General features: G+C 33.3%; 17 protein-coding genes. 10 read left to right on the top strand and 7 right to left on the bottom strand.

What is annotated here, in order from left to right; translation table 11 throughout:
- Positions 1–6: 6 nt before the first annotated feature.
- Entirely contained in the window at positions 7–1,011 is a 1,005-nt protein-coding gene (locus tag HM982_RS08890) for a DUF3078 domain-containing protein (RefSeq protein WP_179352788.1), read from the top strand.
- Positions 1,012–1,020: 9 nt separating this feature from the next.
- Here the strand turns inward: HM982_RS08890 and HM982_RS08885 are convergent, their stop codons facing one another.
- Positions 1,021–1,680, bottom strand: a complete 660-nt coding sequence (locus HM982_RS08885; protein WP_179352787.1) for an ATP-binding cassette domain-containing protein — start codon at positions 1,678–1,680, stop codon at positions 1,021–1,023.
- 482 nt (positions 1,681–2,162) lie between these two features.
- Between HM982_RS08885 and prfA the strand changes: the two genes are divergently transcribed.
- From prfA to HM982_RS08870, 3 genes are all read left to right on the top strand, one after another.
- A complete protein-coding gene (prfA, locus tag HM982_RS08880) occupies positions 2,163–3,239 on the top strand; it encodes a peptide chain release factor 1 (RefSeq protein ID WP_179352786.1) in 1,077 nt (358 codons plus the stop codon).
- 33 nt (positions 3,240–3,272) lie between these two features.
- A complete protein-coding gene (gene pyrF, locus HM982_RS08875; protein WP_179352785.1) occupies positions 3,273–4,085 on the top strand; it encodes an orotidine-5'-phosphate decarboxylase in 813 nt (270 codons plus the stop codon).
- A gap of 119 nt (positions 4,086–4,204) precedes the next feature.
- Positions 4,205–4,987 (top strand): ABC transporter substrate-binding protein, encoded by a 783-nt coding sequence (locus tag HM982_RS08870; protein WP_179352784.1) that lies wholly within the window; start codon positions 4,205–4,207, stop codon positions 4,985–4,987.
- 235 nt (positions 4,988–5,222) lie between these two features.
- Here the strand turns inward: HM982_RS08870 and HM982_RS08865 are convergent, their stop codons facing one another.
- From HM982_RS08865 to purU, 3 genes are all read right to left on the bottom strand, one after another.
- Complete coding sequence (locus tag HM982_RS08865) at positions 5,223–5,417, bottom strand: Lacal_2735 family protein (protein ID WP_179352783.1); 195 nt, start codon at positions 5,415–5,417, stop codon at positions 5,223–5,225.
- A gap of 98 nt (positions 5,418–5,515) precedes the next feature.
- Positions 5,516–6,226: a DUF4197 domain-containing protein gene (locus HM982_RS08860; RefSeq protein ID WP_179352782.1), complete on the bottom strand. Its 711-nt coding sequence runs from the start codon at positions 6,224–6,226 to the stop codon at positions 5,516–5,518.
- A gap of 108 nt (positions 6,227–6,334) precedes the next feature.
- On the bottom strand, positions 6,335–7,189 hold the full coding sequence (purU, locus tag HM982_RS08855) for a formyltetrahydrofolate deformylase (RefSeq protein ID WP_179352781.1): 855 nt from the start codon (positions 7,187–7,189) through the stop codon (positions 6,335–6,337).
- A gap of 145 nt (positions 7,190–7,334) precedes the next feature.
- On the opposite strand from purU, the gene HM982_RS08850 reads away from it, so the two are divergent.
- The 4 genes from HM982_RS08850 (at position 7,335) to HM982_RS08835 (ending at position 12,656) form a co-directional block, all read left to right on the top strand.
- Positions 7,335–10,775, top strand: a complete 3,441-nt coding sequence (locus HM982_RS08850; RefSeq protein ID WP_179352780.1) for a methylmalonyl-CoA mutase family protein — start codon at positions 7,335–7,337, stop codon at positions 10,773–10,775.
- A gap of 181 nt (positions 10,776–10,956) precedes the next feature.
- Positions 10,957–11,157: a hypothetical protein gene (locus HM982_RS08845; RefSeq protein WP_179352779.1), complete on the top strand. Its 201-nt coding sequence runs from the start codon at positions 10,957–10,959 to the stop codon at positions 11,155–11,157.
- Positions 11,158–11,449: 292 nt separating this feature from the next.
- On the top strand, positions 11,450–11,989 hold the full coding sequence (sigZ, locus tag HM982_RS08840) for an RNA polymerase sigma factor SigZ (RefSeq protein WP_179352778.1): 540 nt from the start codon (positions 11,450–11,452) through the stop codon (positions 11,987–11,989).
- 58 nt (positions 11,990–12,047) lie between these two features.
- Positions 12,048–12,656 carry a DEAD/DEAH box helicase gene (locus HM982_RS08835; protein ID WP_179352777.1) on the top strand — a complete coding sequence of 203 codons (609 nt, stop codon included), beginning with the start codon at positions 12,048–12,050 and terminating at the stop codon, positions 12,654–12,656.
- 19 nt (positions 12,657–12,675) lie between these two features.
- Here the strand turns inward: HM982_RS08835 and HM982_RS08830 are convergent, their stop codons facing one another.
- A complete protein-coding gene (locus HM982_RS08830) occupies positions 12,676–13,116 on the bottom strand; it encodes a hypothetical protein (protein WP_317167422.1) in 441 nt (146 codons plus the stop codon).
- Positions 13,117–13,188: 72 nt separating this feature from the next.
- On the opposite strand from HM982_RS08830, the gene HM982_RS08825 reads away from it, so the two are divergent.
- Positions 13,189–13,632: an Lrp/AsnC family transcriptional regulator gene (locus tag HM982_RS08825; RefSeq protein ID WP_179352776.1), complete on the top strand. Its 444-nt coding sequence runs from the start codon at positions 13,189–13,191 to the stop codon at positions 13,630–13,632.
- A gap of 52 nt (positions 13,633–13,684) precedes the next feature.
- On the opposite strand, the gene HM982_RS08820 is transcribed toward HM982_RS08825, so the two are convergent.
- On the bottom strand, positions 13,685–14,659 hold the full coding sequence (locus tag HM982_RS08820; protein ID WP_179352775.1) for a YpdA family putative bacillithiol disulfide reductase: 975 nt from the start codon (positions 14,657–14,659) through the stop codon (positions 13,685–13,687).
- 116 nt (positions 14,660–14,775) lie between these two features.
- Between HM982_RS08820 and HM982_RS08815 the strand changes: the two genes are divergently transcribed.
- Positions 14,776–15,390, top strand: a complete 615-nt coding sequence (locus HM982_RS08815; protein ID WP_179352774.1) for a DUF1684 domain-containing protein — start codon at positions 14,776–14,778, stop codon at positions 15,388–15,390.
- 29 nt (positions 15,391–15,419) lie between these two features.
- On the opposite strand, the gene HM982_RS08810 is transcribed toward HM982_RS08815, so the two are convergent.
- Entirely contained in the window at positions 15,420–15,893 is a 474-nt protein-coding gene (locus tag HM982_RS08810; RefSeq protein ID WP_179352773.1) for a GNAT family N-acetyltransferase, read from the bottom strand.
- Positions 15,894–15,907: the final 14 nt, after the last annotated feature.

Below are 15,907 nucleotides of genomic sequence, written 5' to 3'. Positions count from 1 at the left end.
ATATTTATGAAAAACGATTCGTGGTTTATTTTTAGTCTTATTATGTTGTGCGCAGGTGTTTTAACAGCGCAGCCAGATTCCTTATACTTTCAGAAAACTAAAAAAGCACCTGTAGAATTAGGATGGCAAACTAAAAAAGAAATTGGATTAACTCTGAATCAGGTCTCATTTACGAATTGGAGTTCTGGTGGTACAAATTCTATTTCCGGAATTATTTCTGGAAAAGCTTCTGCTAATTTTAAACAAAAAAAATGGTTTTGGAATTCTAACTTCAATGTGCGTTATGGCCTAAACAAACAAGATGATGTAAATATTAGAAAAACTGAAGATCTTATCGAAGTTATATCTAATGCTGGTCTAGAGTTAGATCCTAAAAGTAATTGGTTTTATTCGGCAAGATTTAGCTTTAATACACAGTTGGCTAATGGTTATAATTATCCTAATAGAGATGAGCCTATATCCAAGTTGATGGCTCCTGCTTATATGTTTTTTGGTTTGGGTATGGAATATGGTAGGCATATTAACCGTATGACTTTCTATGCGTCTCCCTTTACGCTTAAAACAACTTTTGTTTTAGATGAAAGTTTAGCTAATAGAGGTGCTTTTGGTGTTGATCCAGCACTTTATGATTTAGAAGGTAACCTACTTAAAGAAGGAAAAAAAGTACGCCAAGAGTTGGGGATTTTATTAACCAACCAATATGAAGAAGAGTTATTTGAAAATATTAAATTCACTAGCCTTTTACGACTTTATACCGACTATATTAATAGTTTCGGAAACATAGATATTGAGTGGGAGCTCAACTTAGATATGAAGGTGAATAAGTATGTAAAAGCGACTTTAGGATCTCATCTCAGATATGATGATGATGTTAAAGTTGAGGTTGAAACCAATGAAATTACTAATGAGGAAATTGTTATAACAGGACCTAAATTACAATGGAAACAAATCTTAGGTGTTGGTGTGGTAGTTGACTTAGATAATATAATTAACTCCAACGAATCTTCTTAAATCATAGTTTTAGAGACTACCTTCGCTTAAATACTTGTAGTCTTCTAGTTCTGTGAGTTGCTCTATCTTTTTTGTGCTGCCATTTTTTAGTAAATAGATGACATCAGATGAATCGATAATATGTTGATACATATGATCCGATATTACAATAATTTTATCTTTCTTTTCTTTAGCTATAAGTTGCTTTATCGTATCGATTTGTAAAGGCGCTAAATGTGAGAAAGGTTCATCTAAGAAAACAATTTTACTTTTAGCTTTTAAAATAATATAGGTTTCAACAATGCGTCTTTCGCCACCAGATAAAGCGTTTATTTTTGCATGTTCATAAATAGAGAAAGCTTCTACATGCTTTATAAAAGTTGGCCAATCTAAACCGTAAAGTTTAAATATAAAAGTTAATTTAAAGTTGTTAGGTATAAAATTGTATTGTGGTAGATACTTGGCAATTCCTGTCGTGTAAAGCGGTTTTAAAAGTGGCTGATTATTTAATCTAATTAACTTGTATTTAGGTTTTAGATTTCCAAATGCAATGTTGAGTAAGCAACTTTTTCCACAGCCATTTCTACCTAAAATAGCCGTTACTTTACCTGTTTCACCTTTTAAGTAAATGCCATTTAAAATGCATTTGTTTTTAAAGTAAAGTTCTACATTGTCTAGTTCAAATGTCATTTTGATATCAGGTGAATTCCCTAATTAAAATAAGGAAAATTACGGTTAGCAAACTGTCTACTATAAATATAATAGAAAAAAGCTTAAAAGTAGAAATTCCTAAATTTTTATAAAATGTAAGTTTTCGTTTTGTAGTCGTTTCGCTCACATAATACCATGCAAAAACTGTAAGAAATAATTTAGTTATTAATGCAGGCACTATAACAGGATTAAAAAATCCAATAATAGCATTGGCAATAAAAGACCAAACCATAAAAGTTTTGTAAAATCTAAGTACAGCTAGAAATTGATACATAACATTATAACGTAATTTTTAATGTATTTATTTTTATGAGCTACAGAATAAATAAAAATGACTGGTTCAGCCTTCATGAAGCTAAATTTTTTGATAAAGGTATAGCAGTCTGGTTTCTAGTTTATAAGCACAAAGTGTTTAAATATCTTAAAAAAAGCGTATTTTTGGAGTCCAATTTTTGAAGTAGATGTTAGAGAAAATACAAATTATAAAACAACGTTTTGATGAGGTTAATGACCTTATCATTCAGCCCGATATTATATCAGATCAGCAACGTTATACCAAGCTGATGAAAGAATACAAAGACCTTAAATTAATTGTAGATAAAGGCGAAATTTATAAAGAAGCTTTAGATAATATTTCTGAAGCCGAAGAGATTATTGCAGATGGTTCTGATGAAGAAATGGTAGAAATGGCCAAAATGCAACTCGAAGAAGCTAAAGAATCTATCGACAAGCAAGAAGAAGAAATTCGTTTTATGTTGATTCCTAAAGATCCCGATGATGCTAAAAATGTTGTTGTTGAGGTACGTGCCGGAACGGGTGGTGATGAAGCGAGTATTTTTGCGGGTGATTTATACCGTATGTATTCTAAGTACTGTAGTGATAAAGGCTGGAGAGTCGATGTAGTAAGTCAGAGTGACGGAACTTCTGGTGGTTTTAAGGAGGTTATTTTTGAAGTTTCGGGTGAAGATGTTTACGGAACTTTAAAGTTTGAAGCTGGTGTGCATCGTGTACAGCGTGTACCACAAACCGAAACTCAAGGTCGTGTACATACAAGTGCAGCTACCGTTATGGTATTGCCAGAAGCAGAAGAGTTTGATTATGAATTAGACATGACTGAAGTCCGTATAGAACGTACTACATCAACAGGTCCTGGAGGTCAATCGGTGAATACCACCTATTCAGCTATTAAGTTACATCACGAACCAACAGGTATGATTGTAAGTTGTCAGGATCAAAAATCCTCACATAAAAACTTAGAAAAAGCCTTAAAGGTATTGCGTTCCCGTTTATACGATTTAGAATTAGCAAAACAACAAGCAGCCGATTCTGAAAAACGTAAAAGTATGGTGAGTTCAGGTGATCGATCGGCTAAGATTAGAACCTATAATTATCCACAAGGTCGAGTAACCGATCACAGAATTGGGTTAACGCTTTACGACTTATCGAATATCATAAATGGTGATATCCAAAAAATAATAGACGAATTAATGTTAGCAGAAAACACAGAGTTGTTGAAGGCTAATGATGATGTAATTTAAATTGAAGCCTCTTTTTGAGGCTTTTTTTATAATATGACAACACAGCAACTTATTACACAAATACACAAAAAGCAATCTTTTCTTTGTATCGGATTAGATGTAGATTTAAATAAAATTCCAAAGCATTTATTAAACGAAGAAGATCCTATCTTCGCCTTTAATAAAGCGATAATAGATGCTACACATCAACTTTGTGTAGCCTATAAACCTAATACGGCTTTTTACGAAGCTTATGGTATTAAAGGTTGGCAAGCTTTAGAGAAAACCATCAATTATCTCAACGAAAAATATCCTGAAATTTATACTATCGCCGATGCCAAACGTGGCGATATTGGTAATACAAGTACCATGTATGCAAAGGCTTTTTTCGACGATTTAGGGTTTGATAGTGTCACCATTGCACCTTATATGGGCAAAGATTCTGTAGAGCCTTTTTTAGCATTTAAAGACAAACACACCATTCTTTTGGCTTTAACGTCTAATCAAGGGGCTTTCGATTTTCAAACTAAAATCGTTGACGGTGTAGAGTTGTATAAACAAGTATTAGAAACGTCTAAGTCTTGGACCAATTCTGAAAATTTAATGTATGTCGTCGGTGCTACAAAAGCAGAGTATTTAGGTGATATCCGAAAAATTATTCCTGATAGTTTTTTGTTGGTGCCAGGTGTTGGTGCACAAGGCGGCAACTTACAAGAGGTCTGTAAATACGGTATGAATGATTCTGTCGGATTATTAATTAATTCATCTCGTGGAATTATTTATGCTTCACAAGATGATAATTTTGCAGAGGCTGCAGCCAAAAAAGCTAAGGAATTACAATTGCAAATGGCTGTTGAATTAAGTTAACAGCCGCAGTCTCAAATTGATGCAATGTGAACACTAAAATAAGCCGTCATTACGAGAACGAATGACGAAGTAATCTCATAAAAAGGAAGAGATTCCAGAGAACATAAATTTTCCTCGCAATGACGTATTACGATCAACTTCATAGAAGTCTTCAGATAAATACAACACCAACTCGAATCATTTCGTTAGTACCTTCTCAAACCGAATTATTAGTAGATTTAGGGTTGGAAGCTTCAATTGTTGGGGTGACTAAATTCTGTGTACATCCAAAACATCTTCGTATATCTAAAGCAGTTGTCGGTGGTACAAAGCAAATTAATATTGAAAAAATAAAAGCGCTCAATCCAGATATCATTCTTTGTAATAAAGAAGAAAACACTAAAGAAATGATTGAGGTATTAGAGAAAGTGGCTCAAGTTCATATTAGTGATGTTTATAATCTTGAAGATAGTTTTCAGCTCATTGAAATGTATGGTGAGCTCTTTAAAAGAGACAGAATTGCTACTGCATTAGTCGGGAATATTAAATTAGAGCGTGAAGCATTTCAACTTCAGTTTCAAAATAAAACAACGTTAAAAGCAGCTTATTTTATTTGGAAAAAACCTTGGATGGTGGCAGCTTCTGATAATTTTATTCATGAGATGCTTAAGGAAGCAGGGTTTATAAATGTATTTGAAAATCAGAACCGTTACCCTGAAATCCATTTAGATAGTGCTACGTTAGCAGCTGCAGACTGCATATTTCTTTCTAGTGAACCATTTCCGTTTAAAGAAGCACATGTTATAGCGTTGAAATCAAAATTTCCTGATAAGGAAATAAAAATCGTTGATGGAGAGTTGTTTTCTTGGTATGGTAGTCGTTTATTAAAATCCTACGAATATTTTAAAACTCTTCATAATTAGGTAAGTTTGTTTAGTTATAGGTGATTTTTGCGAATCTTATTTGCGTATCTGCGAATAAATCTTTAATTTGGCTTAAGGCCAAAAAAAAGTCGATACCTAACTAAAATATCGACTTCTGACTAACTAACTGTTTTGAGATCTAACTAACTCAATCTTCTGCTCTGCAAAGATGGTCATATTCTTCAGGTCGAATGTTATGCTAACATTAGGATATAATTAATTGTAAATTAACAAGCTAATTGGCTTGTGTTATATCGCCAATTACAAATTTTAGCTTATTAATTTTATAAAGAACTTTAGTGGCTTTGTACTCTGAAAAATCACTCAGGGCATGATCAGTTTGCCTTAAATTATATGCGTTTTCTACGAGTTGAGCGTACTTTTGCTTTAGTCTAGTTCTCTTTTTTAGAAGTTGATTTGTATTATTCACAGCCAAATTTTAATAATTACGATAGTAAATTACTAAAATTTGACCAGAATAAATGTTTTTTAATTAAAAAAGTGTATAAAATATTGCTTAATTGTGATTTAGTCTTGTAAAGCAAATACTTTCTTCAATAAATCCGTACTACGAGAAGCAACAGAATTTCTTATTTCTAATTCCTCTACAGCAATCATTGTGTAAACGCCTTCTAAAGCCTCTGTAGTTACGTAATCCGTTAAATCAGGATTTACATCGGTAGTCAACGGAAGATTGTTGTATTTTGTAATTAAGTTAGACCATATTTGATCAGCACCTACTTTACTAAAAGAGCTATTGATTACAGGTTTAAATTTGTCATAAAGTTCAGCTTCGGTTTTTGTAGTTAAATAAGACGTCGCTGCGTTGTCTGCACCTAATAGAATAGTTTTAGCATCATCAAAAGTAATATCTTTTACTGCATTTACAAAGATTGGTGTTGCTTCAGAAACAGCATCTTCAGCAGCTCTATTAAGGACTTTTAAACCTTCGTCAGCTAAACTACTTAAGCCGACTTTACGTAAAGCGCTATCTACTTTTTGAAGTTCTTCTGGTAGAACAATTTTTACCAATTCATTTTTAAAGAAACCATCTTCGGCTGTCAGTTTTGTAACTTGCTTTTCAATACCTAAATCTAAGGCTTCTCGTAATCCGGCAGCTATATCTGCGTTACCTAAAACATCACTAGTACCTTGAGGTAATGAGTCTACAACCTGTTGTAATTCTGCACAAGCCATTAAATTACAAACGATTACTAAGGCTAAAATTTTTTTTATCATGATTTTGTTTTTAATTTTTTAAAGATAATTTTTAAGTTAAATGCATAAATGCGTTCTGGCGTAAAAGTCGCTTATTTAATAGACACGTGTCAAGAATAATAGTCACATTTAAGAGAATATTATAGTTTTATTATTAAAAACCATCACTTTTCGGTTAGCGTGAAGTTTAATGGCATTAGATAAAACAATTTTTTCTAAATCGCGTCCCTTGGCAATTAAATCCTTAATCGCGTGTGTATGCGATACACGCACCACATCTTGTTCTATAATTGGTCCGGCATCGAGTTCTTCTGTAATATAATGACTTGTAGAGCCTATAATTTTTACACCGCGTTTATGAGCTGAATGATATGGTTTTGCTCCAATAAAAGCAGGTAAAAATGAATGATGGATATTAATGATTTTATTAGGATACTTATCTATTAAGGTTTTTGATACAATTTGCATATAGCGTGCTAAAACGACAAAGTCAATATTATGCGCTTCTAATAGTTCTAGTTGTTTTTGTTCTGCTTCATGTTTTGTGTCTTTCGTAATAGGAACATGATAAAAAGGAATATTAAAACTATCTGCAATTGGTTTTAAATCGAGATGATTACTTAATATAAATGGAATTTCAAGTCGCATCTCACCCGAATTATAGCGGCCTAAAATATCATATAAACAGTGATCGTATTTAGATACAAATAGAGCCATTTTAGGCTTTTTTTCTGCCGTGTAAATTCGCCATTTTAGTTTGAATTTTTCTACTAAAGAATTTTTGAATTGGTTTTTAAAATCTTCAAAAGAAAACGACTCTAAAGCGAATTCACACTCCAAACGCATAAAGAAGATGTTTTGTTCACGATCAACATGTTGGTCAATATAAATAATATTTCCATCGTTTGAAGCCATAAAACTAGTTACCGAAGCTATTATATTTGGCTGGTCTTTGCAGTGGATAAGTAAAGTGATTTTATGCATAAAATTATTCTTAATTGAATTGTTAAAAATAATTAATTTTAAAATGATTAAGGGTTTTCTTTAAATTTTAGGTGTTTGTTAATTGTTGCTTGTATTTTTTGAATATTCCTTAGATTTGTCACTTAAATAAGCAATATTTTTACGAATGGAACAAGTTACACCATATAAACCAAAATATAAAGTACGTATAGTTACCGCTGCATCACTTTTTGATGGGCATGATGCTTCAATAAATATCATGCGGCGTATTATTCAATCTACAGGAGTCGAAGTGATTCATTTAGGTCACGATAGAAGCGTAGAGGAGGTCGTAAATACAGCCATACAAGAAGATGCTAATGCTATTGCTTTGACCTCTTACCAAGGTGGACATAACGAGTATTTTAAATATATGTATGATTTGCTGCAGGAAAAAGGCGCAGGCCATATTAAAATTTTTGGCGGCGGCGGCGGCGTGATTCTTCCTGAGGAAATTAAGGAATTAATGGACTATGGGGTTACCAGAATCTATTCGCCAGATGATGGAAGAGGTCTTGGTTTACAGGGAATGATTAATGACTTAGTAGAGCAATCGGATTATGCTATTGGTGATAATCTCAATGATGAAGTAAAAGTGCTTCATAAAAAAGACTCAAAATCTATTGCAAGATTAATTTCTTCTTCAGAAAATTTTCCTGAAGTTGCAAAAGATGCTTTAGCTGCTATTCATGAAAAAAACAAGAATTCAAAAACTCCCGTTCTTGGTATTACGGGAACTGGTGGGGCAGGAAAGTCTTCATTAGTTGATGAATTAGTACGTCGTTTCTTAATTGATTTTCCTGAAAAAACAATTGGTATTGTTTCTGTAGATCCATCTAAACGAAAAACAGGTGGTGCGCTTTTAGGTGATCGTATCCGTATGAATGCTATTAATTCACCGCGTGTTTATATGCGCAGTTTAGCAACACGTCAATCTAATTTGGCTTTGTCTAAGTATGTTAACGAAGCGGTTGAAGTTTTAAAAGCTGCCGAATACGACTTAATTATTTTGGAGACCTCTGGAATTGGTCAATCAGATACCGAAATTATAGAGCATTCTGATGTGTCACTGTATGTAATGACGCCAGAATTTGGTGCAGCTACACAACTCGAAAAAATTGATATGCTCGATTTTGCCGATTTAGTGGCCATCAATAAATTTGATAAGCGTGGCGCTTTAGATGCCTTGCGTGATGTAAAAAAACAATACATGCGTAACAATAATCTTTGGGATATTCCACAAGATGACTTACCAGTTTACGGAACCATTGCCTCTCAATTTAATGACCCAGGAATGAATACGCTGTATAAAGCGGTTATGGATAAATTAGTTGAAAAAGCAGATTCTGTTTTAAAATCTACGTTTGAGATCTCTAAAGAAATGAGTGAGAAGATTTTTGTTATTCCACCATCACGAACACGTTATTTGTCTGAAATAGCAGAGAATAATAGAGCCTACGATAAAACGGCCGATGAACAAGTTGAAGTCGCGCAGAAATTATATGGTATTTATAAAACCATTTGTTCTGTCGGAAATGTAACCTTAAGCGCTGTCGAAAGGTCTTTCATCGGAAAATTAGGATTAAATGATGAGGATATTCTCAGTCAAGTTGAAGATGAAAGTTCAGAAGAATTTTTAGGACTTTTAATAAAAGAATTTGATCGTGTAAAACTTAATTTAGATCCCTACAATTGGGAAGTGATTACAGGTTGGGACCAAAAAGTAAACCGTTATAAGGATCCTATATATTCTTTTAAAGTTAGAGATAAAGAAATTAAAATTGAAACTCAAACAGAATCGCTTTCGCATACACAAATACCAAAAGTCGCCTTACCCAAATATCAAGCATGGGGCGATATTTTAAGATGGTGTTTACAAGAAAATGTACCTGGAGAATTTCCGTATACAGCCGGTTTGTACCCTTTTAAAAGAACAGGTGAAGACCCCGCAAGAATGTTTGCAGGCGAAGGCGGACCAGAGCGAACCAACAGACGTTTTCATTATGTCAGTGCAGGCTTACCTGCCAAACGTTTATCTACAGCCTTTGATAGTGTTACACTCTACGGAAGTGATCCCGATTTACGACCAGACATTTACGGAAAAATCGGAAATGCAGGAGTTTCAATTTGCTGTTTAGACGATGCTAAAAAATTATATTCTGGTTTCGATTTAGCAAATGTGATGACTTCAGTGAGTATGACCATTAATGGGCCAGCACCCATGTTGCTTGGCTTTTTTATGAATGCTGCTATTGATCAGCAATGTGAATTCTATATTAAAGAAAATGGTCTAGAAAAAGAGGTTGAAACTAAAATTAAGACTATTTATAAAGGGAAGGAGCGTCCCCAATACAATGGTAAACTTCCTGAAGGTAATAATGGTTTAGGTTTAATGCTCTTAGGCGTTACAGGGGATCAAGTTTTGCCTGCTGAGGTCTATGCAGAGATTAAAAAGAATACTATTGCTCAGGTGAGAGGAACGGTTCAGGCTGATATTTTAAAAGAAGATCAAGCCCAAAATACCTGTATTTTCTCTACGGAATTTGCATTGCGTTTAATGGGCGATGTTCAAGAATATTTTATAGATAATAATGTTCGGAATTTTTATTCGGTTTCTATTTCTGGTTATCATATCGCAGAAGCAGGTGCTAATCCTATTACACAACTCGCCCTAACCTTATCTAACGGATTTACGTATGTAGAGTATTACTTAAGTAGAGGGATGGACATCAATAAATTTGGGCCAAACTTATCATTTTTCTTTTCAAACGGAATCGACCCAGAATATGCGGTTATTGGTCGTGTAGCAAGAAAAATTTGGGCGAAAGCCATGAAGCATAAATACGGGGCCAATCCAAGAGCACAAATGTTGAAATATCATATTCAAACCTCAGGGCGTAGTTTACATGCTCAGGAAATTGATTTTAATGATATCAGAACCACACTTCAGGCCTTGTATGCCATTTATGACAATTGTAACTCATTGCATACTAATGCTTATGATGAGGCTATTACCACCCCAACAGAGGAATCAGTTCGTAGAGCTATGGCTATTCAATTGATTATTAATAAGGAGTTAGGGTTAGCGAAGAACGAAAACCCAATTCAAGGCTCTTTTATTATTGAAGAATTAACGGATTTAGTTGAAGAGGCTGTTTTATTAGAGTTTGATCGTATTACTGAAAGAGGTGGTGTGCTTGGCGCGATGGAAACCATGTATCAGCGTAGTAAGATTCAAGAAGAAAGCTTATATTATGAAACGTTGAAGCATAACGGGAAATTTCCCATCATTGGCGTGAATACCTTTTTGAGTAGTAAGGGGTCACCAACAGTTCAGCCAGCGGAAGTGATTAGAGCAACGGAGGAGGAGAAGCAATTTCAGATAAAAACATTAGAAAATCTGCATGAAGCCCATAATTCAGAAGAATTATTAAAAGATTTACAAAGCAAAGCCATCAATAATGAAAATATTTTTGAAGCATTAATGGAAGTGTGTAAGGTTTGTTCATTGGGGCAAATCACATCAGCATTATTCGAGGTCGGAGGGCAGTATCGCCGGAATATGTAGGGACAAGTCGCGACTTGTCCGTTCGCACAGCAGAAATAGAAATCAGAATCCAATTGAAATGTCATTAATTATATAATACCAATAAATCATGTAATTAAATCCATATGGGCAAATTGCATATGCGCAATTAAATTGGTGGCAATATCAATATGCATATGTTGTTATTCATGCAAAAATTGTAATGCCAAATCATGTTCTTATGGTTTTAGAAATTAATCGCAGTTTAGTTTTTGATGAAAATGTAAAAATTAAATCTTTATCGGGATTAGTAGGAGCTTTCAAAAACACTTCTTCAAAATTAATCCACGACGCTGGTTTTATAGCTTTTAAACGGAAAAGTTCGTTTCACGACCATATTATTAAAGATGAAAAACGTATGTAAACATCATAAATGATATTCATCAAAACCCTGAAAAATGGTGTGATGATACATTCAATAAAAAATAAGTCATCTTTTTTGCATCTTTTCAGCAATTCTTTCGTCTATTAGGTGAACAATAAAACTTAATATCATGAAAAATATAGATTGTACTTGTAACTGTGAAGGTTGCGCAAAAGGAGGTTGTAGTAATTGTACTTGTGAAAATTGTACATGTGTAAACTGCAATTGTTAAATTATAGTCAGTTCGGATACTAAACTTGGTATTCGAACTGATTTTAATTAATTTTAAAGAATGACTACAAAAAATGTTTGGGACACTTATGCAGATGATTTAAGACGCTTTATTTTGAGTAAAGTGAAAGATGTTGCTGTGGCTGAAGATATTCTACAGGACACCTTTATAAAAGTGCATACCAAATTACAAACACTAAAAGATGAAGACAAGCTGAAATCTTGGCTGTTTTCTGTAGCACGATATAGCGTTCTAGATTATTTTAGAACAAATAAACAAGAATTACCAGTTGAACAAATTGACATAGAGGCTGATCCGGAACCCATGGAACATTCGGAACAAGATTGCTTAAGAGGTATAATAAAAAACTTACCTAAAAAATATAGAGACCCTTTATTTTTATCAGATATAAAAGGCTTAAAACAACAAGAGGTCGCCAATCAATTAGACTTGTCATTACCAACTGTAAAATCACAAATTCAACGTGCAAGAAAGCAGATTGCTCAGGGATTTATGGATTGTTGTGGCTTTAAAATGAACGAAGAAGGACACTTAGTTGGAGAAATACAAGACAAAGCAGACTGTAAAGTTTGTCATTAATTGTACCTTTGAAAATTAATAGCTGAATTACTAACAAGCTATTTTCTTAATTATACAGATGTCTTTCAAAAAACTACACCCTTTATTAAAAGAATCCCTAGAAAATGCAGGGTTTAAAACTTCAAATCCATTTCAAAAGAAAGTATTACCAGTTTTAAAAGGTGGTGCAGATGCTTATATTATTGCGCCAAAAGCTAGTGGAAAAACAACCGCACTTATTATTGCTACAATTCATAAGCTAAAAGCCGAAGCTTTTGAAGATTCACCTAGAGCTTTAATTATTGTAAAGGATAAAAAGGAAGCTTTAGAGTTAAAATCTGAATTTGAAAGGTTTACCAAGACAACTGATTTACGAGTTTACGCCTTGTATGATGAATACGATATTGAAAAGCAAAAAGAAGAAGTTTATTACGGACAAGATATTGTTATTGCAACGCCTTCAAGATTAAGTAAACTCTATTTTTTAAACGGTATTCATTTAGGCGAAATTCAACTATTTGCTATTGAAGATGCGGATTATTTAGGGCGTCAGAATGCTTACAATCATATTTTAAGATTGTCTGAAAGTATTGATAGATGCCAATTTATAATTATGGCCGATGAGATGAATTCTAAGATTAAGAATTATCAGAATTCATTTATGGCAAATGCACATCTTGTAAAATAAATACTTAAGATTTTTTCTTTTAAAGCGTCATCACCCAATGCCGTTGTAACTTTCTGAATTTTTTTAGTTCACCTCTAAGAATAGGTAGGTAATCTCTGCCGTTACTATTCGATTTTTCTAGGCGTCTACAATTACTATATAAGCGCGATGTTAAACGATCTAAACGATCTAAGTGTTTGCTTTTTTTCTGCGAACATTTCTCACGTTCAGCACTAATAATCTGTGGTGCAAGATTGGTGGATTGCTGAATAATATCGCCTGTAAAATAAATGTGCTTATCTTCAGTGCCATCAGTATTTAAATAGGATAAATCTTGAATAAGATAATTAGAAATACGTTGAGATAGCGCAATAATATCCATAGCCTTTTGATAAACAGGCAAATCAGATAAATGTGATGGTAGGTTATAACTCATAATCTCAATAGCAATACATACGAATTTAAGAACAAATACTGACAACTATCTTTCGTTTTTAAAGTGATTTTGTATATTTACTTTAATAACAGTGTTAATTTTGTTAAATTACTTTAAATGAGTATTGATAATCTAAACTGGAAGATTTTAAAGTGTCTTCAAGAAAATGCGAGAATGTCTAATGCAGAAATTGGCAGGCGTGTAGGTGTATCATCTCCAGCAGTTTCAGAGCGGATAAAAAAAATGGAAGATGCTGAGATTATTCAAGGCTATACCACATTTGTATCGCCTTTTGAAGCGGGTTACCAGTTAAAAGCTTTAATCACGTTACGTGCATTTATGGGAATGCTTAAGCCTTTTTTAGAAAAAGTAAAAACCTATGATGAGGTGGTGAACTGTTACCGAATTACAGGGAATGAAAATATTGTGATGGAAGTGGTGCTTAAGAATCAAAAGCATCTTGAAATATTTATAGATCAGTTAATTAGTTATGGGGAAACTAAAACGCAGATTGTTTTGTCTCATGTGGTGAAGTATAAAGAGATAAAACCACTTTCGTAGAGGTAAATCGTGATTTATTCCAATTTATTATAGAAATAGTGTTCTCCAAATATTAATCAGCTTTACTTTCTATAGCTTTTGCAATCATCTTGGCATGAACTCTAGAATTTTCAATAAACCATTTATGAGTTTCCATGCCGCCACAAATCACACCTGCTAAGTACAAGCCTTTTACGTTAGATTCCATGGTTTCAAGATTGTAATCAGGGATGTGTTTTTCATCATTAGAAAATGCAATGCCAGCTTTTGTTAAAAATTTAAAGTTAGGCTTGTAACCTGTGAGTGCCATGACAAAATCATTAGCGATGGTCTTCTTACCATCTGGGGTGTTAATGGTGATTTCTGAAGGCTTTATATCTTCAATATTAGAATTAAAATATGCTTTAATACTGCCTTCTTCAATTCGGTTTTCAATATCGGGTTTTACCCAATATTTCACGCGTTCGCCAATACTGTCGCCTCTTACAATCATGGTGACATTACCACCTTTTCTATAAATTTCGAGCGCTGCATCTACAGACGAATTACTAGCGCCAACAACCGCAATATTTTGTAAAGTGAATGGATGCGCTTCTTTGTAATAATGAAACACTTTAGGTAAATCCTCGCCAGGAACATTTAATAGATTTGGGATGCCATAAAAGCCTGTAGCAATAATGACGTTTTCTGCTGTATAGTTGGCTTTATCAGATTGTACTTTAAAACCTTCTTCTGTTTTATTGAGGTCGGTAACTTCCTCGTAGAGATTTATTTTTAAAGCATTTGATGTGGTCACACGCCTATAATATTCTAAAGCTTCGTTACGTGTTGGTTTTGGATTGTTGCTGATAAAGGGAATGTTATCAATTTCCAATTTTTCCGACGTTGAAAAAAAAGTCATATTCAAAGGGTAATTGAATAATGAATTGGTTAAAGTGCCTTTTTCTAACACTAAATAATTCAAGTTTTGTTTTTTTAATTCCAAAGCACAGGCAATTCCAATGGGTCCTGCACCAATAATTAAAACATCTAAGTGTAAATCTTTCATAGGACCTTAAAATTACATTTATTGTTGATAATTATAAAATGTATAGCTATTAAATATCTCTTAAATCTATAATGAAATTCTATATGTTGTATTTTTGATGTTTAAATTTTAAACGTATGCGCATTTTTATAGTTTTAGTGACAATTTTATTGTTTTCAAGTTGTGGTGAGGGTAAAAAAACGTTGAAATTTGAAACGCCTTTTCAGGAAAAAATGAATACGGAATTTAAAGACGCTTCACTATCGCCTTTAAAACCTAAAGATTTAAAGAACTTTGAAAGCTTAGATTTCTTTCCTTACGATTCTACTTTTGTTGTTACAGCCACTTTAAAACGTACACCAGATACGGAGTGGTTTGATATGAAAACAACCACAGATCGATTGTCTAAAGAACGTGTTTTTGGTATTGTGAGTTTTGAATTAAAAGGACAAACATTTCAGTTGAATACTTATCAAGGGAAAGAACTATCGCAAAGTGAAGGTTCTGAAGATTATTTATTTCTGCCGTTTTTAGATCATACCAATGGAACATCAACTTATAAAGGTGGACGCTATATTGATTTAGAGATTCCGGAAGGTAATACGATTGAAATAGATTTTAACTCCGCTTACAATCCGTATTGTGCTTATGATGAAAAATATTCTTGTCCAATTGTTCCAATGGAAAATTATGTGGCTTTAGAAATTAAAGCAGGTGTCAAGGCTTTTGTTAGTGCGTATGAAAAAGAATAATGCGGTTTGCACGAATTAGCACTAATTTTTTATAGGTATTTTTCAACCAAATAGTTTTCAAACATGACGCCTTTGTAAGTTTTCTTTTGTTTTTTAATGACTTCAAAATACTTGTTGTCAAAAAACGGTAAAGCGGTTTTACTAACGTCAGATTTTAAAACTTCAAAATCATTCATCATAACTTTCGACTCGATAATTCGTAATAATTTAGAACCGACACCTTGGCGTTGAAAGTCCTTATGAACAAATAAGCCGTCAAAATAATTACCGTTTTTTAAATACGCAAAACCAACGATATTGTTGTCAATTTCAGCTAGGATAAAATAGAGTTTATGGATTCGTTTTTCCCATTCTTCAATATCATCCGCAGCAGAAGCCCAAGCTTTAATTTGTTTTTCGGAATAATGTTTGGCGCTGATATGTGTAATTGTATTCCTGAAAAGTGATGTGATTTCAGGAATATCTTCTAAAGTAGCAGGTCTTATTTCGATGGTGTTTTTCAAGTTTTAAGCCTATG

Origin of the sequence: Winogradskyella vidalii, from assembly GCF_013403955.1 — a bacterium.
In the GTDB taxonomy this organism is placed as follows: Bacteria; Bacteroidota; Bacteroidia; order Flavobacteriales; family Flavobacteriaceae; genus Winogradskyella; species Winogradskyella vidalii.
Note: the sequence above shows the minus strand (reverse complement) of the source record. Positions and strands in the feature narration are given on the sequence as shown.

Bases quoted from the DNA above. Each gene is read 5' to 3' on its own strand.
- HM982_RS08890 (WP_179352788.1), top strand. From the start codon at position 7: ATGAAAAACGATTCGTGGTTTATTTTTAGTCTTATTATGTTGTGCGCA.
- HM982_RS08885 (WP_179352787.1), bottom strand. From the start codon at position 1,680: ATGACATTTGAACTAGACAATGTAGAACTTTACTTTAAAAACAAATGC.
- prfA (WP_179352786.1), top strand. From the start codon at position 2,163: ATGTTAGAGAAAATACAAATTATAAAACAACGTTTTGATGAGGTTAAT.
- pyrF (WP_179352785.1), top strand. From the start codon at position 3,273: ATGACAACACAGCAACTTATTACACAAATACACAAAAAGCAATCTTTT.
- HM982_RS08870 (WP_179352784.1), top strand. From the start codon at position 4,205: ATGACGTATTACGATCAACTTCATAGAAGTCTTCAGATAAATACAACA.
- HM982_RS08860 (WP_179352782.1), bottom strand. From the start codon at position 6,226: ATGATAAAAAAAATTTTAGCCTTAGTAATCGTTTGTAATTTAATGGCT.
- purU (WP_179352781.1), bottom strand. From the start codon at position 7,189: ATGCATAAAATCACTTTACTTATCCACTGCAAAGACCAGCCAAATATA.
- HM982_RS08850 (WP_179352780.1), top strand. From the start codon at position 7,335: ATGGAACAAGTTACACCATATAAACCAAAATATAAAGTACGTATAGTT.
- HM982_RS08845 (WP_179352779.1), top strand. From the start codon at position 10,957: ATGCCAAATCATGTTCTTATGGTTTTAGAAATTAATCGCAGTTTAGTT.
- sigZ (WP_179352778.1), top strand. From the start codon at position 11,450: ATGACTACAAAAAATGTTTGGGACACTTATGCAGATGATTTAAGACGC.
- HM982_RS08835 (WP_179352777.1), top strand. From the start codon at position 12,048: ATGTCTTTCAAAAAACTACACCCTTTATTAAAAGAATCCCTAGAAAAT.
- HM982_RS08825 (WP_179352776.1), top strand. From the start codon at position 13,189: ATGAGTATTGATAATCTAAACTGGAAGATTTTAAAGTGTCTTCAAGAA.
- HM982_RS08820 (WP_179352775.1), bottom strand. From the start codon at position 14,659: ATGAAAGATTTACACTTAGATGTTTTAATTATTGGTGCAGGACCCATT.
- HM982_RS08815 (WP_179352774.1), top strand. From the start codon at position 14,776: ATGCGCATTTTTATAGTTTTAGTGACAATTTTATTGTTTTCAAGTTGT.